Origin of the sequence: Mycobacterium sp. Aquia_216 (genome assembly GCF_026723865.1) — a bacterium.
In the GTDB taxonomy this organism is placed as follows: domain Bacteria; phylum Actinomycetota; class Actinomycetes; order Mycobacteriales; family Mycobacteriaceae; genus Mycobacterium.
Window position 1 is genome coordinate 3,127,203 of the sequence record NZ_CP113529.1, and the last position, 21,252, is coordinate 3,148,454.

A 21,252-nucleotide genomic window follows, 5' to 3' on the forward strand; every position below is an offset into this window, starting at 1 on the left:
TATTGTGTACTATACCTAGCATGAGCGAGAAACTCCCGGCTCGGCTGGCGCAACACCCCACCGTGCAAAAGGTGCGGTCGCGCCCGACGCGGAAACCCGGCGTGCTCGATGCGGATTGGCTGCGGCAGCTGTGCCTGGACGCGGGCGTCGACGACGTGGCGTTCGCCAGTGTCGACAACCCGGACCTGGCCTCGGAGGTCGAGCACGTCGAGGCCGCGTTGCCGGGGACGAGGAGTTACATCTCGCTGGTGGTCAAGATGAACCGCGACAACATCCGTTCGACGGCGCGAAGCGTCGCCAACCAGGAGTTTCACCGCAGCGGCGAGTTGCTCAACGAGGCGGCCTACCGCATCGTCCGTCGACTGCAGGATGCCGGCTATCGGGTGCTGAACCCGTCGGCGACCTTTCCGATGGAGATGGACAACTACCCCGGACGCATCTGGGTGGTGGCGCACAAACCCGTCGCCGTGGCCGCGGGCTTGGGCGTGATGGGCATCCACCGCAACGTCATTCACCCGAAGTTCGGCAACTTCATCCTGCTGGGCACGATCCTGGTGGACACGCCGATCAGCAGCTATGGCCAGCCGCTGGACTACAGCCCGTGCCTTGAATGCAAGTTGTGCGTGGCGGCCTGCCCGGTTGGCGCGATCGGCAAGGACGGCAGCTTCGATTGGCTGGCGTGTTCGACGCACAACTACCGCGAGTTCATGGGCGGCTTCACCGATTGGGTGCAGACGGTGGCCGACAGCACCGACGCGGCCGATTTCCGTTCGCGGGTAACCGATTCGGAGAACGCGTCGATGTGGCAGAGCCTGTCGTTCAAGCCCAACTACAAGGCGGCCTACTGCCTGGCGGTGTGCCCGGCCGGCGAGGATGTCATCGAGCCCTACCTGGACAACCGCAAGGGTTTCATGGACCTGGTGTTAAAACCGTTGCAGGACAAGAAGGAAACCCTCTACGTCCTGCCGAATTCCAAGGCCAAGGAGTACGCGGAACGCCGCTATCCGCACAAGCCGGTGAAAGTCGTCGACGGCGGGCGTTAGCTCTGCGGCCCGTAGACGCGGGCGATGTCGGGGGAGTCCAACCAACCCGAGTAGGTGGGTCGCGACGGCCAGCCCGCGGGCGAATCGAGCCATTCTTCCTGGCGGCCCCACGGCAATACGTCGATCAGTGGAAACGAGTGGCTGAGGTGTTCGGTGCCGCGTCCGTTCGTGTGCCAGGTGCGGTACACCGTGTCGCCGTCGCGCAGGAACACGTTGACCGCGAAGCCCCCGCCCGGGGGCGCGTCCATGTCGGCGCCGAACGAGCTCTGCGACGACGAGTACCACGACATCCGATTGCCCACCTTGTGCTTGTAGGCAAGTGCTTCCTCGATCGGGCCGTTGGTGACGATGACGAAGCGGGCATCGTAGTTGTCAAGGAACTCCAAGCGGGTGAACTGCGACGTGAAACCGGTGCACCCGCCGCACTGCCACTGCGCGCCGTCGGACCACATGTGGTGGTAGCTGATGAGCTGCGAGCGGCCACCGAACACGTCGACGAGGCGGATGTGCCCATCCGATCCGATCAGGGTGTAGTCGGGTAACTCGACCATCGGTAGCCGGCGCCGTTGGGCGGCGATCGCATCCAGTTCGCGGGTGGCGGCCTTCTCGCGGGTGCGCAGTTCGTCGAGCTTGGCGCGCCAGGTCCGGTCGTCGACGATCGGCGGTAGGGCCGGGTTGTTCGGGGACATGGGATCCACCTTTGCTAGCGATTCTTTCGACATGTAAGTCTGACTGGCGGTGCGCGGGAAATTCATCGCAGAATGCAGGCAGTCGGCGCGGACCGGCGTCGTGGAAGGCAAATAGCCGCGCCCAAAGCTGAGAATTAGCTTCGAATTGGTTTGCTCGACGTGCATCTGGGTACCTGTTTGCACACACTTGAGATGTCACACGCGGGGGCCCTGGGTCCGGAAAGGCACGAAATCATGACTCAGGGGACGATCCCCATCGTCGACGATGCGCAGGCGCGCTACGACCTATCCGACGATTTTTTCCGCCTCTTCCTGGATCGCACCCAGACTTACAGTTGCGCGTATTTCGAACGCGATGACATGACGCTCGAAGAGGCTCAAATCGCCAAAATCGATTTGGCGCTGGCCGCACTGGATCTGCGCCCCGGCATGACACTGCTCGACGTCGCCTGCGGCTGGGGGACCACGATGCGCCGGGCCGTCGAGAAATACGACGTCAACGTCGTCGGCCTGACACCGTCCAGCGACCAGGCCGCCCACGTGCAGAAGATGTTCGACGAGATGGACACCCAGCGCAGCAAGTGGGTGATGCTGCAGGGCTGGGAGGAGTTCAGCGAGCCCGTCGACCGGATCGTGTCCATCGGGGCGTTCGAGCCCGGCCGTCACGACCGGTACGACGACTTGTTCGAAATGGCCTACACGGTCCTGCCCGACGATGGCGTCATGTTCTTGCACATGATCACCGGATTGCCGTCGATCGACCCGGTGGAGCAGCATGCGGCCGAAGCGGGTTTCACCCTGACCCTGCGCGAGCCGTTGCAGCCGCATTACGTCAAGACCCTCGACCTGTGGACCGCGGCGCTCGAGGCGCATAAGGCCCAAGCCATCGAGATGCAGTCCGAAGAGGTCTACCAGCGATACCTGAACTACCTGACCGGGCGGGCCAACGCGTTTCGCACCGGCCAAATCGACGTCAACCAGGTAACTCTCGAGAAAAACTGATTGTGCACGCGATTTCGCAGGCAACGACACGGTCAACGAGACCATAACGATTTGCACATCCCCCTGGCTTGGTGCCAAAGCCAATGGGAGGGTGGTGCCCGTGAGTGTTCATGTCGACGAATTGACGCGTGCCTCGCGGACGCAATGGATGGACAGACCACCACAACGGTGTGGGCGTGGCCACTGGCTCTTGCCGGGACACATGATCGTGGCCACCATTCCGTGTTCCTGCGGCCGGCATATCTGCTGGGAATGTGAGTGCGGTGCGGCCACCTATGGGCCCGAGCTGGCCGAGTCGTGCAGCCTGGCCAACGGTCGGCGCGGATCCGCGGTGATCGAGTCGGACGCGACGAAAAGCTTGACCTGAACCGGGTTTAGCTTCACTTCGTCACGACGGCGGAGTTATGGTTGGGGGCCCACGCCTGCTCGAAGGTGGCGATGGACACCTGCTCGTCGCGGCCGGCGATGATGCCGCTGTCGTTGAGGTGCACCACACCGGCCTTGGTGTCGATGCCGGTGACCACCACAAAGTGATTTGCCCGGGCGCGGTTGCCGGGCCGATGCCAAATGGTCTCGGCATTGACGAGGGCGATCACCTTGTGCTTGTCCGCCAGATCCTGTTGCAAGGCAGCGACATTGGACTGGATGTTGTCGGACCTGATCCAGTAGTGCCAAAGCAGCAGCGGCAGATCTCGGATGTCGGTATTGCCCGGTGGGTTCCATATCGGCCCGGAACCTGTTGCACTCGAAGTATTTTCGGCCACATCCGTGATCTGTCGTTCGGTCGGCTGACGCCCGGTGATCTCGCCGACGACATCGGCCACGGCCATCTCGCCACAGTCGGAAGCATGTTGCTGGCGCCAGTAGGGCGCAGCGGCCGCGGGGTCGCCGTACATCCCCACCTCGTGGTCGGCGTCCGGCACAGGGGGGCCCGAGGTGGCGTGAGCCGTGGCGGCCCACGTGACCGTCGACGTCGCGGCGGCCGCACACAACACCGCGACGGCTTGCATGGCCGTGGCGACCGTGGTCGTCAAAGTGCGGGCCATCGGCGTTCCCTTTTCTCGAGCCGCGGGGGCGGCGCGCTGCGGTATGGAGAAAAGGGTCACTGGTCGCCCTCTCGGGAGCATTTAACGGGAACTTCGCGAAAATCGCGGCCGAACACGCGGAAATGTTGCCGGCATGAGACCGCACTGCTCGACCAGGTACCGGCTGGTGTCCGGCTCTTTTCATCACCGTGACTTTTACCGCGCCGCTCGGGCGGCACGCCGAGCCCGGTGGCCGCCGGCTCACCCGCGCGATGCGATACCTCGCCGCGTCGCCAGCTGCGGGGCGCGCCGACGGCGGCGACCGGGTCCGGGTGCCGGCGGCCAACCGTCCACCGCCGGCCGGCAGCGCCGCCCGTCGATAAGACCGCATCCATGCTGCGGCTTTCGCGACCTGCCCGGCTACCCTGGCGCCGCTGTCTTCTCCGGCCTCGACGTCAGGTTGCTGGAAACCCAACCCGGCGTGCGCGTCGAGTTCGCGCGATGGGTGCGTTACCTCGCCGGTGCGGCCGTGTAAATCGGTACTCAGTCATGTATGCCATCGGTTCTCGTCGCTACCCGGGCAACGACGATCACGGCGTTACGGCTCGGCCGTGCGGGTACGTGTGCTTTGCTACGCTCGCGCCATGCACGCGGCAGCCGGTTCGTTGGAGCGCTCTGCCGCCGCGCGCTGTTGTCGCTGACTCTTCTGCCCGTGTGCGGTCTGGCCTCGAGTTGGCGGTCTCCTTGGATGGTTCAGTGCCCTTCCGCAGCAACGGGATCGACGTACCGCAATCCCGTACTGGAAGGGCCGACTCATGGTTGACGACATCGGTATCGCTCGGCGCTGGCGTCATGTCGTCTCGTTGCTCTCCGTCATCGGTCTGGTGGCGGCGTGTGCGGGTGGCGCCAGCGATGTGGTGGGCGGCGCCGGTCTGAGCAGTGCGAACACCAAGATCACCCTGGTCGCGTATTCCGTTCCAGAACCCGGGTGGAGCAGTGTGATTCCGGCGTTCAATCTCACCCAAGAGGGCAAGGGTGTGCAGGTGATCGCCTCCTACGCTGCGTCTGCCGACCAGTCCCGTGGCGTCGTCGAAGGAAAACCGGCCGACATCGTGAACTTCTCGGTCGAGCCCGACATCACCCGATTGGTGAAGGCGGGAAAGGTCTCCGCGGATTGGGACAAAGGTGCCGGCCATGGCAATCCATTCGGGTCGGTAGTGACTTTGGTTGTGCGCAAGGGCAATCCGAAGAACATCAGAGACTGGGACGATCTGCTGCGGCCCGGCATCGAGGTCATCACCCCCAGTCCGCTGAGCTCGGGTTCGGCGAAGTGGAACCTGCTCGCGCCGTACGCCGCCAAAAGCCGAGGTGGCGCGGATGCCCAGGCGGGCATCGATTTCATCAGCAGGTTGGTGCACGAGCACGTCAAGTTGCGTCCCGGGTCGGGCCGGATCGCCACCGCGGTCTTCGCCGAAGGCAGCGGCGACGTACTGATCAGTTACGAGAACGAAGCCATTGCCGCCGAGCGGCAGGGCAAACCCGTGGAGCACCTCATCCCGCCCCAAACCTTCAAGATCGAGAATCCGGTAGCCGTGGTCAGTACCAGCGCGCACCTCGATGCCGCGACCGCATTCAAGAACTTCCAGTACACGGCCGCGGCCCAGAAGCTCTGGGCGCAAGCGGGTTTCCGGTCGATCGATCCGGCCGTCACCGCCAGTTTCCGGGACCAGTATCCAGTGCCGGTCAAACTGTGGACGATCGACGAACTCGGTGGGTGGAGCACGGCCGACTCGCAACTGTTCGACAAGAACACCGGCAGTATCACCAAGGTCTACATGCAGGCCACCGGATGACAACCGCGATAGTTCCGAATCCGGAGGCGATCCGGCCCGAGCTGGCGACGCCCGGTAGCCAACTTCCGGAGCCGCCGGAAGGACTGCGGGCGACGACCAGGCCGGGTCTGACGTCACTTCGCGTGGGGGTGACCACGCTGTGGTTGTCGGTGATCGTGCTGCTGCCGTTGGCCGCCATTGCCTGGCAGTCCGTCGGCGGCGGCTGGCAGGCTTTCTGGCTGGCGGTCACGTCGCATGCCGCGGTGGAGTCGTTTCGGGTGACGCTGGGAATTTCCGTCGTGGTGACCGTCCTCGACGTGTTTTTCGGGCTGGCGACAGCCTGGGTACTGGTGCGTGACAACTTCGTCGGGAAAGGGCTGATCGATGCCCTGATCGACTTGCCGTTCGCGCTGCCGACCATCGTGACCAGCCTGGTGATGCTGGCCCTCTACGGCAAGAACAGTCCGGTGCACGTTCATCTGCAGCACACGCCCCCCGGGGTCGCGATGGCGCTGGCATTCGTCACGCTGCCCTTGGTGGTGCGTGCCGTCCAGCCGGTACTGCTCGAGCTCGATCGGGATGTCGAGGAGGCCGCGGCATCGCTGGGTGCCGGCGGCCCAAAAGTCTTCACGACAATCGTGCTGCCGTCCCTGGTCCCATCCCTGTTCACCGGTGCCGGGCTGGCGTTTTCACGGTGCATCGCCGAGTTCGGCTCGGTGGTGACCATCGGTGGCGCCGTTCCGGGCAAGACCGAAGTCTCGTCACAGTGGATCCGTTCCTTGATCGAGAATGACGACCGCACTGGCGCCGCGGCGATTTCCATTGTGCTGTTGACGATCTCGTTTACCGTGCTGGTGCTGTTACGGATCGTGGGCGGTCGAGCGGCCAAGCGTGAGGAGCAGGCCGCGTGAGGTCGTCATTGTGGGCCCGCTACCTCACCCGATCGGTGACGCTGGCCTATATCGGCGTGATGCTCATCGTTCCGGTGTCGATCATTTTGTGGCGGACATTCCGGCCGGGGATTGATCAGTTCTACGCGTGGATCAGCACGCCGGCGGCGATCTCGGCGCTGCACCTGTCGCTTCTGGTGGTCGCCATCGTGGTGCCGCTGAATGTGATCTTCGGTGTGCTCACGTCATTGTTGCTCGCGCGCAGCCGATTCCGCGGCAGGGCCGCGCTGCAGGCACTCGTCGATCTGCCCTTCGCGGTGTCGCCCATCATCGTGGGGGTGGCCCTGATCCTGCTGTGGGGGTCGGCCGGCGCGCTGGGATTCGTCGAAAACGACCTCGGAATCAAGATCATCTTCGGCTTGCCCGGCCTCATCCTGGTCAGCATTTTCGTCACCTTGCCGTTCGTGGTGCGAGAGGTCCAACCGGTGCTGCAGGAGGTGGGAACCGAGCAGGAACAGGCGGCCGCAACGCTGGGCTCGGGCCCGTGGCAGACGTTTTGGCGGATAACCCTGCCGACCATCCGCTGGGGCCTGATCTACGGCACGGTGCTGACCACCGCACGCACGCTTGGCGAATTCGGCGGGGTCATTATGGTGTCGTCCAACTTGCCGGGGGAGTCGCAAACCCTGACGCTGCTGGTGAACGATCGCTACGCCCGCGGAGCCGACTACGGCGCCTACGCGCTGTCCACGATGCTGATGGGCGTCGCCGTGGTGTTCCTGATCGTCAAGACGATTCTGTTGATTCGCCGGAAACGGGCAAAGGCGCCGGCCTGACCGGTGACTTGTCTCATGTTCGCAACGCTGATAGCGCGCCGTTGACGCGCGTGTAACAAGTTTGGCATCGAAGCTTCCTAAGGTGGGGCGGTCCACCCTCCGCACATGGGGGTCGTGGACCCCCTTAGCAGCAGCGATAGGAACTCCATTGAGCGGAAACTCAGTACGCCTGCAGGCGATCAACAACGTCGAGGCATACATCCCCCCGGCCGTCAGCTTCGTTCCCGGTGAAGCCCCGGGCGAGATCTTCGGCTCTAACGTCTTCACCAAGGCCGAGATGCAGGCGCGGCTGCCCAAATCGGTGTTCAAGTCGGTCGTGGCGACGATCGACAAAGGCACCAAGCTTGACCCCGCGGTGGCCGACGCGGTCGCGGTGGCCATGAAGGACTGGGCAGTGGAGAAGGGCGCCACCCACTACGCGCACGTTTTCTACCCGATGACCGGCCTGACCGCCGAGAAGCACGACAGCTTCCTGGATCCCGTCGGCGACGGGACCACGCTCGCCGAGTTCGCCGGCAAGACACTCATCCAGGGCGAGCCCGATGCCTCCAGCTTCCCGTCGGGTGGGCTACGCAGCACCTTCGAGGCGCGCGGCTACACCGGCTGGGACGCCACCAGCCCCGCCTACATCCTGGAGAACCCGAACGGCAACACACTGTGCATCCCAACGGTGTTCGTCTCGATGACCGGTGAGGCTCTGGACTACAAGACGCCGCTACTGCGCAGCCAGCAGGCCATGGGCGTGCACGCCGAGCGCATTCTGAAGCTGTTCGGTCACAAGGATCTCAATCACGTCGTCTCGTTCTGCGGCCCGGAGCAGGAGTACTTCCTGGTCGACCGGCACTTCTTCCTGGCGCGACCGGACCTGGTCAACGCCGGACGCACCCTGTTCGGCGCCAAGCCACCGAAGGGTCAGGAGTTCGACGACCACTACTTCGGTGCGGTCCCCGAGCGTGTCCTCGGCTTCATGATGGACACCGAGCGCGAGCTGTTCAAACTCGGTATTCCCGCCAAGACCCGGCACAACGAGGTGGCCCCGGGCCAGTTCGAGATCGCGCCGATGTTCGAGCGGGCCAACATCGCCTCCGACCACCAGCAGCTGCTGATGACGGTATTCAAGACGATCGCGAAGAAGCACGGCATGGAATGCTTATTCCACGAGAAGCCTTTCGCCGGTGTCAACGGATCCGGCAAACACGTCAACTTCTCGTTGGGCAACTCCGAGCTGGGCTCGCTGCTGGTCCCGGGCGACACCCCGCACGAGAACGCCCAGTTCCTGGTGTTCTGCGCCGCCGTGATTCGCGCCGTCCACAAATTCTCGGGGCTGCTCCGCGTCTCGGTCGCGTCGGCCACCAACGACCACCGGCTGGGCGCTAACGAGGCGCCGCCCGCGATCATCTCGATCTTCCTCGGCGAGCAGCTCGCCGACGTGTTCGAGCAGATCGCCAAGGGCGCGGCAACGTCGTCAAAGGGTAAGGGCACCATGATCATTGGCGTCGACACCCTGCCGCCGCTGCCGACCGATCCGGGTGACCGCAACCGCACCAGCCCGTTCGCGTTCACCGGTAACCGGTTCGAGTTCCGGGCGCCCGGCTCGGGGCAGACGGTTGCCGTGCCGTTGATCGTGCTCAACACGATCATGGCCGACTCGTTGGACTACATGGCGGGCGTTCTGGAAGAAGCCGTCGCCGCCGGCGAGGACTTCGACCACGCGGTGCAGAAACTGCTGACCGAGGTCATCACCGAGCACGGCGCGGTGGTCTTCAACGGCGACGGTTACGCGGAGAACTGGCAGATCGAAGCGGCCGAGCGCGGCCTGCCGAACTTGAAGACCACGCTGGACGCCATTCCGGAGCTGATCAAGCCGGATGCGATCGAACTCTTCGCGAAATACGGGGTGTTCAACGAACGCGAGCTGCACAGCCGCTACGAGGTGCGTCTCGAGCAGTACGCGCTGACCGTTGCGGTCGAGGCCAAGCTGGCGTTGGAGCTCGGGACGACGGTCATCCTGCCCGCCGCGATTCGCTACCAGACCGAGCTCGCGCAGAACGTCGCCGCTTTGAAGAAGGCCGGTGTGGAGCCGAACACCGCTGTGTTGGAGGCGGTTTCGACGCCGATCGCCGATCTGGCGGCGGGCCTGGCCTCGCTGAAGTCGGCCCTGTCGGATCACTCGGCAGAGTCGGCACTCGACGAGGCCACGCATGCCCAGGAGGCGCTGCTGCCGGCGATGGAAGCGGTGCGTGCCGCCGCCGACATACTGGAAAGCGTTGTCGCCGACGACCTGTGGCCGCTACCCACCTACCAGGAGATGCTCTACATCCTCTGAATCCGTCGTCGGGCGTGGGGGTCGGTCGCGCTCGCGGAGCTTGATAATCCGAGGCTCCCACGCCCGGCGACTCTCGGTGCATGCGAGAGCGCCACGCTGCACATGTCGCACCTGACGGGCTAAGTTTTGAAGACACGAAGATCACCCGGCCAGGGGAGAGCATGGGGTCATTTGACGACGGCCAGCGGCGGGCCGCGGAACTGGAGGCGTACCACGCGCTCTGGAACCTGTGGCGCTCCTCGCCGCGACCGAGTGTCGAAAACTGGGAGTCGGCGTGCCGGATGCTGGGGGATTACTACACCGTCAGCAAAGCCCGCCATGACGCCGAAGTCTGCGAAATGCGGATCCGCTACTTGGAGATCGCGGAACCCCTGCCCCGGCTGTCGGATTTCGTGCAGCCCCCGGCCTACGATCGACTACCCGACGCCGAGCGGCAGCTGGCGCAGGCCCGTCACCGGTATCAGTTGGCCCGCCGCCAGTACCCCGTGCGCGAACAACAGCGATTGCGAGAACTCGAGACGACCAAGGCGCTCTATGCGGCAGTGCAGGCAGCCGAAGCGAGGGCCAGGGCCGCCGAGCTGGCACGCCAGCGCGAATGGCAGCTGAGCCGCTGGCCGAAAGACGTTGTCCTGGACAGCGAGATCTACAACCTCGACGGCGTGGCCGCCCAAGTGGAGCGGCAGAACGCGAAAATTGAATCCCAAGTGGCGGCCCTGACCGATCTACTTCGTGCGGGATTGCCGCGCCTGCCGGATCTGTCGAAGTCAGCCCCGGCCGAAACGGCGGCCCACGTCCAATCGGCCCTGACGGCAATGCCATTGCCCTGCGGCATCAGCCCTAAGCCCGTCGTTGAATACTCGCCGACCACAGGCCAATTGGTGGTCGAGTATGAGTTACCCACGGTAAATGTAGTCCCGAAGGCCAAGGCGTACCGCTACGTCAAGAGCAGGGACACGGTCGTCGAGACAGCCCGACCGGTGGGGCAAGTAAAAGCGTTGTACGCCAGCACTATTGCGCAGCTCACGCTGCTGTCTTTGGCGATCGTCTTCGAACTCGACACCGAGCATCGATTCGATGTGGTGATCTTCAACGGCGTCGTCGCAACAACGGATCCGAGCACCGGTCAACCGATCCGGCCGTGCTTGATCAGCCTGCGCGTCGACGCCGCTACCTTCGCGGGGATCAAGCTCGAAGACGTCGATCCGTCCGTATGCCTGAAAAGACTCTCGGCGATGGTGTCGCCGAACCCTACTGAGTTCGTCCCGGTGCCGCCGCGCGCGCAGTGATCAGCCGTAGGCGTCCCACCAGGTGTGCAAGTCCTCGACGGTGGCGGGGTCGCCCGCGACGTCGCTGAGCATCAGCTTTTCGTCGTTGGTCCAAATCACGTTCGGGTGTCCGTTGTAGGTGCCGCACGCGATCAAACCGGCCATCTCGTTAGGGGTTTGGTCGTAGTGCCAGCTCACCGGCGAGGCGCCTTCCCCGGGGCAGTTCACCAGGCTGACATTGGCGATGTCATCGGTGAACGACTTCTTCAGCCGGTCCGGTGTCGGGAACAGGCCGTAAGTGGCATGACTCGGGCCGCCGGGCTGGGTGTTCTGTCCACAGGACACCATCGCCACCGCGCTGACCCACATGCTGCCCGAATCCGGCGTAGCCGGGGTGCAGGTGCCGGCGAGGTAGCCGGGCGGTAGCAGGCTGAGCAGTCGGGCTTGCTCGTTGCTGGTAGCTTGACTGGTGGGCGCCGCGGTTTTCGTCCCACCCGCCTTTGGCGGTTGCTGGCCGGAGGGCTTCATCGTCAGCCAGATTCCGGCAGCGGCGGCAATGGCGACGACGACAACGGCGGCCGCCGCAGCGAGAATCGGCCAACGGCTGCGTTTACCCGGTGCCGCCGGTTGATCGGATCCAGCGGCGCCGGGCTGGGTGGCGGTGCTGGGTTCCCCCGCGGTGGGCAGCGCGCCGCTGACCGGGGCTGCCGGCAGCGGCGGTGCCGGGCTCTCCGGCTGCGTGTCGGGTCCTGGCGATGTCAGCGGGTTGTATCGGGTATGCGGGGCGGAGGACGTTTCGACGGCCCCGTCCGGCCGGATGTCATGTGGCTTCGCCGAAGTTTCGCTGCGCCGCAGAATGGTTGCGGCACGGTCGCGCTCCGGCCGGGAAAGGGCGTCGTGTGCGGCCTCGGCCAGATCGCCGGCGGTGGCGTAGCGCTCGATCGGGTTCTTGGCCATGCCGCCCGCGATCACGGTATCGAATGCCCGGTCCACGCCGAACCCTTGGGCGCTGGGCAGCGGGATGGGTTCCATCATGTGCGCGGTGACCAGTACGCCGGTGCTATCGGCAGGATAGGGCGGCGCCCCGGTCAGGCATTCGTACAGCACACAGGCCAACGCGTAGACGTCCGCGCGGGGAGTCACCTCGACATTCGAAAACCGTTCGGGCGCCATGTATTTCCAGGTGCCCACGGCGGTGCCCAGCTGGGTGAGTTTTTCGTCGGTTTTCGCGCTGGCGATGCCGAAGTCGACCAGATAGGCGAAGTCGTTGCCGGTGATCAGGATGTTCTGTGGTTTGACGTCACGGTGTGTCACTCCGGCGGCGTGAGCGGCGTCCAGCGCCGAGGCGACCTGATGGATGATGGCCACCGCCCGCGCAGGAGCCAGGGCCCCGTCGCGTTCGAGCAGGCTGCCCAGGTCGACGCCCTCGATAAGGCGCATCTCCAAATACAGTTGCCCGTCAATTTCGCCGTAGTCGTGGATGGGGACCACGTGGGGTTCCAGCAAACGGCCGGTGATGCGTGCTTCGCGCTCCATCCGCTTGCGAAACACCGGGTCTTGGCTGAACGCAAGCGACATCAGTTTGAGCGCCACTGTCCATTCTTTGACGGTGTGGTCTGCTTCGTACACCTCGCCCATTCCACCGCGACCCAGCAGCCGTTTCAAGTAGTAGGGACCGAACATCGTCCCCAACCGCGAGCCTTGCGCGCCGGTCATCGCTGACTCCTATTCAGGGCCTGGGAACCATGACGGTAGGCCTCGGCCACTCTCACAGCTCGAAAACTACAACATCGGGGTGGTGCGTGCGCGATCGTGTTTGCGCGACGGGAACATGCTGCGGCATAAAATATCTCGCTGAGCCCTGGTGCGCCGTGCTCATCGGTGCGCGAGCGCGAGGATTTGGGGCAAGGCCTCCCGGGCCGCGGCGCGACCGGCTTCGCGGGCCTGGTCGATCTGATGGAACTCCAGCAGCCCGACGCCGCGGGTGCTGGGCCGGATCACTATGTCGGCCTGGGCCAGGGTCGAGGCGGCGGCCAACCCGCTACCCATCGTCATCGTGCGAATGAGGGTTTCGGCGATCCCGGGAATGCGTGGGGGACCGGCGAACTCAGTCGCGGACGCGGTCGTCGCGTCGCCGCCGAAACCGATAGCTATCCCCACCAGCGGGCCCTCGGTACCCGCCAGCGTCGAGACAGGAAGGTTGTCGAGCACACCGCCATCGACATGCAGCGTGCCGTCGTAGACGTAGGGCGGGAAAATCCCGGGCAGTCGTAGCGAGCACCCCACGACGTCGGCGACCGGACCCCGACGGTGCACGACCGTACGCCGCCCCAGCAGGTCAACGCTGACGCAGCGAAATTCTTTGGGCAGTTCCTCCACCAGCCGCTCGCCGTAAGCACGCCGCAAGAGGGAGGGAATGCGCCGCCCGCGCGTCAGCCCTTTCACCGGCACGGTGTAGTCCCGCATCGGATTGGTGCGGATGAACGGATTCACACCGCCGTGACGGTCGCTCCTTTCGACGATCTCGTGCTCGAGGTTGCGGACAAGGAAGCGTTCGTGAAGGTCATCGAATGCGATATGCAAGAAGGCGTTTGCGACCTCTTCGCCGTGTACACGTCGGTTCCGGCTGACGTCCGCCGAGCACTCGCGGAGAGCGACGGGGCCGAAGCGGCCCACGCCACCCGGGACTAGCCGAGAAGTTTGGTCAACCAGGTCGCGTCTTGATAGTTGATGGACTTGTTGCCGTCCCAGACGAACGGTGTGCCCGTGGCATTGAACCCGGCCAGCGTCGTGTCGCCGGCCTCGGCCTTTGCTTTGCCGGTCGCGACGTCTTCGCCCGATTTGATGCAGTTAATAACGCTGGCGTCGACGCCGATCGTCTTGGCCAGTTGAGCTAATTCGCCGTCGGTTCGATCCTCTGGGGCGCCTTCTTGCGGCTGGAAGTCGCTGGCGAACAGCCCCGAATAGAACCTCAGATAGAGCTTCGGCTCGTTCTGAGCCGCGACGCAGTACGTGGCCGCCACCGCGCGGGTCGAGTAGTTCTTGCTGTGCGACTTCTCGTCGAGGAAGTTCAACAGGTGATAGCGCACCGCGAGTTTCTGGTTGTTCACCGCGGTTTCGATATCGCCGGCATTCGACCGGATGAAGCTGCCGCACGGCGGACAGATGGGCTCGTTGAAGATGTCGATCGTCACCTGCGCCGCCGGGCTGCCTACCGAGACACCGTCGTCGACGACGCGGAGTTCAACCGCGTCTGGTGCCGCGGGTGGTTTTGGCGAGGACGGGCCCGACGATCGCCATGGTTGGGCGACAACGAGGACCGCACCCACCACTGCGACCACGACTAGGGCCGCCAGGCCGGCCCATAGCCAAGCGGTGTGCCCGCGCCGCGGTGGCGGCTGGCCCCAGGACGGCAGCCCCACGCTGGGGGCATCGCCCGTGGCCCAGCGGGCAGCGCCGGGCCATCCCGTCTGCGCCGCGACGGGTCCGCTGGGGGGAGCCGGCGACCGGGGAGTCGAGGCGGGCCAACGCGCGCCCCCGGGCGGCGCGTAACCGCCCTTGGCGGACGGCGTCGACGCAAACCCGATGGGCGCCCGTCCGGCATATGCCGCCGGTAGTTCGGCGGCCTGGCTGCGCTGCAGAATGTCGGTCGCCCGATCCTGATCCGGCGTGGCCAGGGCGGCATACGCGGCCGCCGACAGGTCGCCGCAGGTGGGGTAGCGGTCCAGCGGGTCTTTGGCCATGCCGCGCGCGATGACCGGGTCGAAGGCGGCCGGAATGCCCGGCCGCGCGGCGCTGGGTCGCGGGATCGCCTGGTGCAGATGCGCGCTCATCACGCTGACCTGATCACCCTGGTACGGCGGAGATCCGGTCAAGCATTCATACAGAACGCAGGCCAGTGCGTAGATATCGGCTCGGTAGGTGACCTCGGTGTCGCTGAACCGTTCCGGGGCCATGTACTTGAAGGTGCCGACCGTGGTACCGAATTGCGTCAGCTTCTCGTCGGAGGTGGCGCTGGCGATCCCGAAGTCGACCAGGTAGGCGAAGTCGTCCCCGCTGACCAGGATGTTCTCCGGTTTGACGTCGCGATGCGTCACGCCGGCAGCGTGCGCGGCGTCGAGCGCCGAGCCGATCTGGCGCACGATCGCCACCGCCCGCGGCGGAGTCAACGGTCCGTATCGGCTCAAGATGGTGGCCGCGTCCCGGCCATCGATCAGGCGCATGTCCACGTAGAGCTGGCCGTCGATCTCACCGAAGTCGTGAATCGGCACGACGTGGGGTTCCTGCAGTCGTCCCGCGGTGCGGGCCTCGCGCTGCATCCGGGTGCGGAAGACCGGATCGTTGGACAGCGTCTGCGACATGAGCTTGAGCGCGACGACGCGCTCGCGGACGGTGTCCTCGGCCTCGTAGACGTCACCCATGCCGCCGCGACCCACCAGTCGCCGCAGCAAATAGGGCCCAAACTGCGAGCCCTCCCGCGAACCCGCGGTCTCGCCCATCGCCGACTCCTCCGTGCCAGGCATAAGGCTAATAGTTTGGGCCACGCAGGGGCATGGTGAATAGAGAGATTGCCAGCCAATTCAATAAGCCGGCGGTACGACGCCGATGTCGGTGGCAAAGCCGGCGATCAACTCCCGATCAGCGGCGCTCTTCGTCACCGGTCGTGCGCTCGCCGAGGCCCTCCCGCGACAGCGCCCGGAGGAACCCATAGGCGTGCATCCCGGTGTTGCCGGGATTCTTGACGATCCATTCGTTGATGTTTCCCAGCGCCGTGGCTAAGTGGTCGCGTTTGATCCGCACCAAGTAGGTCTGTCGCTCGTCGTCGGGATCGTCGCTGGAATTGGCCACCGCGACGGGATTTTTGAATGCGTACGCAATGCCATGCACGGAATCGTGGTTTAGCGCCCAGCGAAGTTCGTTGGGCCGCAGCCCGTTCACCGCAATATTGCGGTAGCCGTTGTCGTCGTCTGAATTGCTCACCTGGCCGATGTTCCTCCTCCGGAAGCGCGAGAAAGTAGCAGGCGGCGGACTGAAGGTGATGTCGCACAGGCAATTCGACGACCGTTTGAACTTGTGTCACCGCACCGAAACCGCACGCTTGTCTCGGACTTCCCCGTGGCACGCCGGGTCGGGGGGTAGGCCCGGTCGTCCACGCGGGATTTGCGCCGCCGCATCAACCCACCGTCGCACAGCACGGTGCTTGGCGCCATCGGAGCAGCACAGCCCCACGTTGTCCGGGGCGGCGAGGCAACTGTTGCGGGCCATCCGGTTTCGGACATCGGTCGGCACGAGCGCCGTAGAGTGACCGACGACCCATCAACGTTGGCTGGGAGGACGCATGACCGAACGAATCGAGATCGAGCGCACGATTTTGGCGCCGGCGGCCGATATCTTCAGGCTGCTGTGCGACCCGCAGGGCCATGTTGCCATCGACTCGACGGGAATGCTGCAAGACGCCGACGGCGAGCCGGTAGGGGCCGCCGGCGATAGCTTCGTCGTCCACATGGACCGCGAGGCCCTCAATGACTACCCCCAACTCGGCAAGTACGACGTCACCGTCGAGATCAAGGAATTCGATCGTGATCGACTGATCTCGTGGACGGTCCTCGGCCAGCTTCGCCCACAAATCGGGCACGTCTACGGGTTCCAGCTCGCACCGACTGCGGATGCCGCGGCCACCGTGGTCACCTCGTTTTACGACTGGTCGACGATCGACCCGAAGTGGCGGGACGCCGGAATTTTCCCGGTGCTGTCCGAGGGTGCGTTGCGGGCGACGCTGGGTATTCTCGACCGCACGGTCCGCCGCGGATACCCGCGCGGCTGACCGGCCGCGCGGGCTGTGATCAGCGGCGATACTTCAAGAACAGGTAGTCGTCGCAAACCAATGCGTGTTTGAGTCGCAACGTGGCAGGCAGTGGCAATCGCGAGGGATGCCGTCGGTGACCTACCGGTTGGCTGGTGGCGAGCTTGGGGGCCAGCGTTACGCAGATCTCCGCGACGGCGTCGGCGTCCACGAGTTCGTCGAGCAGCGTAGGTCCGCCCTCGCAGAGGACTCGGGACAGTCCGTGTGCGCGCAGCAGCGCGACGGCCCGCGCGACATCCACGGTGTCCTCGCCGGCCACCAGCACGCCGCATCGTTGATCGCTGCTGTGGTCGTGCCGCGCCGCAGCCGCCGCGCAGGTCACCAATAGCGCTGGCCGGCTCGGGTCGCTGACGAGTCTGGTCGGGAGTTGGCCGGTTCGACTGATCACGGCGACAGGGGGAGGCTTGGTCCTTCCCTCGCGCTGCCGTTCGGCCTGCTGGGTCTCGCTGAGTTGCACCGGACCGTAGTTCTCGGCGCGCGCGGTGCCGGCGCCGACCAGGACCACGTCGGCCAAGCCCCGCAGGATCTTCAGCAGCTGTTGGTCAGTCTGACTCGACAGCGGGCCGACACGACCGCCGAACACGGCGGCACCGTCGGCGCTGTAGATCATGTTGACGCGCACTCCGTCTGGCGGCTCGGCATAGAACGAGGCCAGTTCGGCGATGTCGCTGACCGTTCCCACGCGTGGCGATTCGTTGACGGTGTCCGCCTGCTGTCGGTGACGATCGGACGCGGTCATGCCTCGTGGCCCGGGTCCAGCGAGCGGACATCGTCAAAGGACACCCATTGCTCGTCTTCACCGGGCGGGTCGCCATCCAGCGGTTCCAGCAGGTGCCCGACGTGGTCGCCAAGGGTAAAACGATCGAGGATCTTGCCGACGAACCAGGCGGCGGCGTCGTCGAGGATCGGGAGCTGTGCCGGGCCGCGATGCCACCGGCAGCGGTCGAACTTGTTGGTCTGGTCGCCGGTTTGGCTGCCGAACAGCTCGACGACGTCGATTTGTTCGATATCGAACACATGTACCGCCAGATGGGTGGCGTGGGCGGCGACTCGGAAGGTGTGATTTTGCGATGACAGGCCCACTAGGAAACGGGGCGGACAGATGCTGGCCTGACTGGCGAAGCCCACCAGGCAACCGGCGGTGTGGCCGTTGGCCTGCGTGGTCACGACGAACATGGGGTAGTTGAGCAGCGCCACCAGCTTCTCGAATGCACTAACCTCCGGCTCGCTCACCCGCTCACTATTCCCCTTCGCCGCAGTTTGGAATCACACCGACTTCAATGGCCGCCAGCATCACAGTCTCGCGCCCTCGTTCCATTGTCGCGGCCTATCGTCGACGGGCGACGGACGGTTCAGCCGGGTTCGACGTCGCCTGACGGATCACCTTGTGTACGAAGCCTAATTTCCGGATCACCGGGGGCGGGATTACGAAGGGATACAGCGGCGGCTTGCCCATCGCGGTGTTGATCCGGTTGAAGAACAGCGCCAACCACTTCCAGTCATACAGCAGTTGCTCGATGGGGACATCCGCGTAAGAAGCGAGGGGAACGATGTCGCGGGGGACGGCGACGCGTGCGCGGTCGGCGACCAGGATAAACCCGGCCTCGCACACCGTGTTGATGGTGTCGGTGATGTGCAGATAGTGCGCAAAGCATTCCGCGAAGTCCTCCCACGGATGCATGGTCGCGTACTCCGATATGAATGACTCGTCCCAGTTCTCGGGCGCCCCGAATTGGTAGTGACGAGCGATTTCGGCTTGGTAGTCCGCGCGTTCGTCGCCGAAGAGCTCTCGGCATTCGTCGAGATGGCGTACGCCCGGGCCGGTCTCGACCAATAGGTTTTGGTAGTAGTGGCCGACCTCGTGCCGAAAGTGCCCCAGCATCGTGCGGTACGGTTCGCCGAGCCGCACTCGAAGCGATTCCCGGTACGCGTCCAGGGACTCCGTCAGGTCGATGGTGATCACCCCGCCGGCATGGCCGATCACGACTTTCTCTTCGGTGCTGTAGCTGGACAGCAGGTCGAAGGCAAGCCCGCCCTCGACCCGCCAGAAGGCATCGACGGGAAGTCCGAGGTCCAACAGTTGATAGGTGAGTCTGCGCAGGTCGACCGTCGTGGACGACAGCTTCTCGACGGCGATGGTGTCATCGGCGGCCGGTTCGCGCCGGATCAGCGAATCGGGCAGGCAACGTCCGCGACTTGCGTGATCCGGCTGCTCCTCGGGAACCAGCCAATTGCAGCCCAGGTCGCTAGCTTTGGTGCACCCGATCCAGCGACAACCGTCCACGACTGCGGCGCCGGATGCCGTGGCGACCATAGCCATCGACGGTGCGTGAAATCCGAACGCGGCCTGGCAATTCGGGCAGCGATGCGATTCGAACGTCACGAAGCCGTGGCACACCGGGCAGGCGAATGCGCGCACCCGATCATCGTGGCACACAACCAGGTCGAACAGTAGGCTCACCCGTCGCGGTCAGACTTTCACGCGCGCAGGCGATTACCGCAGGGGGTCGTTTGCCCGCACCCCGCGGTACATGCCCCAGCGCACGACCCCCGGCATCACCACTCGTTGGACCGACCAGGCGGGAAGCCGGAACGCGTGGCCGGTGGGCAGGAAGACCTCCAGTCCATCGGCTTGGATCCCGACCAGCGAGCCCCACCGTCGTCCGGGTGCTCGATAGGTGCGCAGTCGTCGACCCGTGAACTCGGCACGGATGTTGTGGGCTACCAAGGAATCTCCACGGTTGCGCGCCGAACTGCGCAGAGGGTCGCTCGCAGCGACGTCTCCGACGGCGAAAACACCGCGATGGCCGGGCACTTCCAGCTCCGGCGACACGCGAACGAAGCCGTGCTCGTCGAGCAGTTCGGCCGGTAGCCAGTCGGTATTGGGTTGTACCCGGCCTATTGCCCAAAGCACGGCATCGGCGGTCGCCGGTGGTTGTCCGGTGCTCCAGGTGATGGGTTCTGCGGTGATCTCCCGGCTTGCGGAGCCGTCGGTGAGTACCGCGCGATGCCCGGGGTGCACGCCCACGCCCAGTTGGGTGAGCCGGCCCCGGATCCGCTTCCAGGTCCGGGGGTGATACCCGCTCAACGCGGCGTCTCCGGGGAAGTACAGGTCAATCCGCTTATCCGGCCACGTCGTTGCCATATTGACGGCGCTGCTGACTGCGGCCGCACCGCCGCCGACGACGATCACCGAGTTGGCGCTGGCCAGACGGTTGTGCGCGGCGTGCAGGTCGGTGCCGATCTCAGCGGCCGATTGGATGGTCGGTTGACGCCAGAAACCGTTCGTCACCCCGGTGGAGATCACCAGCGCGTCGAATTCCTCGGCCACGGTCGCGCCGTCGCCGCCCCGGCCGAACACGGTTCGGGTAGCCAAGTCCACTCCGGTCAGCGTGGCCTGAATCGTGCGCACCCGGTCCAAACCGCGGAACCGGTCGAATGGAATCCAGTAGTCACGTGCCCAGTCGCCGGGGCGGGAGAGCCGCACTCCGAGTTCTTGTCCGCTCACCAGCGCGGGCTTGACCGAGATTCCGACCACGTCGGCGTGCCGGGCCAGCCGGATCGCGGTTAACAGGCCGACGTCACCCAGCCCTGCCACGACGACGCGTTTGCGCGCGGCCATTATTCCGAATTCATTTCTGCTGCAAAGTTTTTCCGCGACATCGTACGCGCGCGGCCACCGGCGGCGGAATCCATGCGGGCCTCCTCGCCTGAAACGCCCGGGTACGGTGGCCCCGCGGTCGCGGTCGGCCAAACTGTAACACGTTCTACTAGGCAACCACGGGCGCGACGGAGCACCCCGAAACGACCGGTATGCCGGCGCTGCAGCAGTACCTGCGCAACGGGCGCCGGGCGAGGAATCGATCGTCGTCACGGCGCCCGCCCGCTGAACGTCGGCATCTTCGCCGTCTCGTGGACCCGTGGCCACTAGCATTATTCAGCGGCACCGCGCCGCGGCCAGAGCGGTCCAGCTGGCGGGGCACGCGTATCGCCGTGGCAGAAAGGACCGGCTCACGATGACGACACCAGCCGACAACCATCGACACAGCCCGCAATTGATTCCGCGCCGGCTGCTGCGCACCGGCCAGCTTCATCATCCGGCCGTGCTGGAGGAGGCCAAACGGCGCGGCGACGATTTTCAGTTGCGCTTGGCGGATCGGATCACGGCATTCGCCGGGTCGATGAATTTCGTCTGGCTGCACGCGGCGTTGTTCGCTGTATGGATGCTGTTTGTGGAACGCAATCCATGGCCGACGCTGACCCTCGTCGTGTCCCTCGAGGCGATTTTTCTGTCGACCTTCGTGATGATCGGCCAGAACCGTCAGGCGGCCTTCCAACAGGCCAGGGCCGACCACGACTTTGAGACTCAGGAGTTGGAGCTGAAGACCAACACCGAGCTCACCCGCCAGATTCACGTGCTTACCGGGGAATTGCACCGGAGGCTGATCGGGCCGACGCCCGAGCGGCCGGTGTAGCCGAAA

The 21,252-nt window shown here is 65.0% G+C and carries 21 protein-coding genes and 1 pseudogene; 12 read left to right on the plus strand and 10 right to left on the minus strand.

Features of this window, described 5'->3' with window-relative positions:
• Positions 1-20: 20 nt before the first annotated feature.
• Positions 21-1,043: an epoxyqueuosine reductase gene (locus tag OK015_RS14490; protein ID WP_268123782.1), complete on the plus strand. Its 1,023-nt coding sequence runs from the start codon at positions 21-23 to the stop codon at positions 1,041-1,043.
• Here OK015_RS14490 and OK015_RS14495 read toward each other — a convergent pair.
• Positions 1,040-1,732, minus strand: coding sequence for a DUF899 family protein (locus OK015_RS14495; RefSeq protein ID WP_268123784.1), 693 nt, complete (start codon positions 1,730-1,732; stop codon positions 1,040-1,042). The two genes, OK015_RS14490 and OK015_RS14495, sit on opposite strands and share 4 nt — an antisense overlap.
• A 234-nt stretch (positions 1,733-1,966) precedes the next feature.
• Here OK015_RS14495 and OK015_RS14500 point away from each other — a divergent pair, with 234 nt between their 5' ends.
• Both OK015_RS14500 and OK015_RS14505 read left to right on the plus strand, forming a co-directional pair.
• Positions 1,967-2,734, plus strand: a complete 768-nt coding sequence (locus OK015_RS14500; RefSeq protein ID WP_268123786.1) for a class I SAM-dependent methyltransferase — start codon at positions 1,967-1,969, stop codon at positions 2,732-2,734.
• A gap of 100 nt (positions 2,735-2,834) precedes the next feature.
• The gene (locus tag OK015_RS14505) at positions 2,835-3,101 is read left to right on the plus strand and encodes a hypothetical protein (RefSeq protein ID WP_268123788.1); all 267 of its coding nucleotides are present in this window, start codon (positions 2,835-2,837) and stop codon (positions 3,099-3,101) included.
• Between the two features lie 13 nt (positions 3,102-3,114).
• Here OK015_RS14505 and OK015_RS14510 read toward each other — a convergent pair whose 3' ends face one another.
• Positions 3,115-3,780 (minus strand): C39 family peptidase, encoded by a 666-nt coding sequence (locus OK015_RS14510; RefSeq protein WP_268123790.1) that lies wholly within the window; start codon positions 3,778-3,780, stop codon positions 3,115-3,117.
• 188 nt (positions 3,781-3,968) lie between these two features.
• Between OK015_RS14510 and OK015_RS14515 the strand changes: the two genes are divergently transcribed.
• From OK015_RS14515 to OK015_RS14540, 6 genes are all read left to right on the plus strand, one after another.
• The gene (locus tag OK015_RS14515; protein ID WP_268123792.1) at positions 3,969-4,142 is read left to right on the plus strand and encodes a hypothetical protein; all 174 of its coding nucleotides are present in this window, start codon (positions 3,969-3,971) and stop codon (positions 4,140-4,142) included.
• A 432-nt stretch (positions 4,143-4,574) separates the two neighbouring features.
• The gene (locus OK015_RS14520) at positions 4,575-5,612 is read left to right on the plus strand and encodes a sulfate ABC transporter substrate-binding protein (protein ID WP_268123794.1); all 1,038 of its coding nucleotides are present in this window, start codon (positions 4,575-4,577) and stop codon (positions 5,610-5,612) included.
• Positions 5,609-6,502, plus strand: a complete 894-nt coding sequence (locus OK015_RS14525; protein ID WP_268123796.1) for an ABC transporter permease — start codon at positions 5,609-5,611, stop codon at positions 6,500-6,502. The genes OK015_RS14520 and OK015_RS14525 overlap by 4 nt, the downstream gene beginning before the upstream one ends.
• Positions 6,499-7,317 (plus strand): sulfate ABC transporter permease subunit CysW, encoded by an 819-nt coding sequence (gene cysW, locus OK015_RS14530; protein WP_268123798.1) that lies wholly within the window; start codon positions 6,499-6,501, stop codon positions 7,315-7,317. The genes OK015_RS14525 and cysW overlap by 4 nt, the downstream gene beginning before the upstream one ends.
• 148 nt (positions 7,318-7,465) lie before the next feature.
• Positions 7,466-9,643 (plus strand): glutamine synthetase III family protein, encoded by a 2,178-nt coding sequence (locus tag OK015_RS14535; RefSeq protein ID WP_268123800.1) that lies wholly within the window; start codon positions 7,466-7,468, stop codon positions 9,641-9,643.
• 161 nt (positions 9,644-9,804) lie between these two features.
• The gene (locus OK015_RS14540; protein ID WP_268123802.1) at positions 9,805-10,929 is read left to right on the plus strand and encodes a hypothetical protein; all 1,125 of its coding nucleotides are present in this window, start codon (positions 9,805-9,807) and stop codon (positions 10,927-10,929) included.
• Here OK015_RS14540 and OK015_RS14545 read toward each other — a convergent pair whose 3' ends face one another.
• Complete coding sequence (locus OK015_RS14545) at positions 10,930-12,624, minus strand: serine/threonine-protein kinase (RefSeq protein ID WP_268123804.1); 1,695 nt, start codon at positions 12,622-12,624, stop codon at positions 10,930-10,932. It lies immediately after the preceding gene.
• 159 nt (positions 12,625-12,783) lie between these two features.
• Positions 12,784-13,392, minus strand: a pseudogene (locus OK015_RS14550) (patatin-like phospholipase family protein); the annotation flags it as partial.
• Positions 13,393-13,407: 15 nt separating this feature from the next.
• Between OK015_RS14550 and OK015_RS14555 the strand changes: the two are divergent.
• A complete protein-coding gene (locus tag OK015_RS14555) occupies positions 13,408-13,599 on the plus strand; it encodes a hypothetical protein (RefSeq protein ID WP_268123806.1) in 192 nt (63 codons plus the stop codon).
• Here the strand turns inward: OK015_RS14555 and OK015_RS14560 are convergent.
• Together OK015_RS14560 and OK015_RS14565 are read right to left on the minus strand one after the other, a co-directional pair.
• Positions 13,596-15,407, minus strand: coding sequence for a serine/threonine protein kinase PknE (locus tag OK015_RS14560; RefSeq protein ID WP_268132742.1), 1,812 nt, complete (start codon positions 15,405-15,407; stop codon positions 13,596-13,598). The two genes, OK015_RS14555 and OK015_RS14560, sit on opposite strands and share 4 nt — an antisense overlap.
• 139 nt (positions 15,408-15,546) lie before the next feature.
• Positions 15,547-15,888: a hypothetical protein gene (locus OK015_RS14565; protein ID WP_268123808.1), complete on the minus strand. Its 342-nt coding sequence runs from the start codon at positions 15,886-15,888 to the stop codon at positions 15,547-15,549.
• A 358-nt stretch (positions 15,889-16,246) separates the two neighbouring features.
• On the opposite strand from OK015_RS14565, the gene OK015_RS14570 reads away from it, so the two are divergent.
• A complete protein-coding gene (locus OK015_RS14570; protein WP_268123810.1) occupies positions 16,247-16,732 on the plus strand; it encodes a polyketide cyclase in 486 nt (161 codons plus the stop codon).
• A gap of 19 nt (positions 16,733-16,751) precedes the next feature.
• Here OK015_RS14570 and OK015_RS14575 read toward each other — a convergent pair whose 3' ends face one another.
• The 4 genes from OK015_RS14575 to OK015_RS14590 form a co-directional block, all read right to left on the minus strand.
• The gene (locus OK015_RS14575; RefSeq protein WP_268123812.1) at positions 16,752-17,510 is read right to left on the minus strand and encodes a pyrimidine reductase family protein; all 759 of its coding nucleotides are present in this window, start codon (positions 17,508-17,510) and stop codon (positions 16,752-16,754) included.
• On the minus strand, positions 17,507-17,947 hold the full coding sequence (locus OK015_RS14580) for a flavin reductase family protein (RefSeq protein WP_442791301.1): 441 nt from the start codon (positions 17,945-17,947) through the stop codon (positions 17,507-17,509). Before OK015_RS14580 ends, OK015_RS14575 begins: the two co-directional genes overlap by 4 nt.
• 151 nt (positions 17,948-18,098) lie before the next feature.
• Positions 18,099-19,190: a zinc-binding metallopeptidase family protein gene (locus OK015_RS14585; protein ID WP_268132744.1), complete on the minus strand. Its 1,092-nt coding sequence runs from the start codon at positions 19,188-19,190 to the stop codon at positions 18,099-18,101.
• A gap of 75 nt (positions 19,191-19,265) precedes the next feature.
• Positions 19,266-20,393 (minus strand): FAD-dependent oxidoreductase, encoded by a 1,128-nt coding sequence (locus OK015_RS14590; protein ID WP_268123815.1) that lies wholly within the window; start codon positions 20,391-20,393, stop codon positions 19,266-19,268.
• 394 nt (positions 20,394-20,787) lie between these two features.
• Between OK015_RS14590 and OK015_RS14595 the strand changes: the two genes are divergently transcribed.
• Positions 20,788-21,246, plus strand: coding sequence for a DUF1003 domain-containing protein (locus OK015_RS14595; RefSeq protein WP_268123817.1), 459 nt, complete (start codon positions 20,788-20,790; stop codon positions 21,244-21,246).
• The last annotated feature ends 6 nt before the right edge of the window (positions 21,247-21,252 follow it).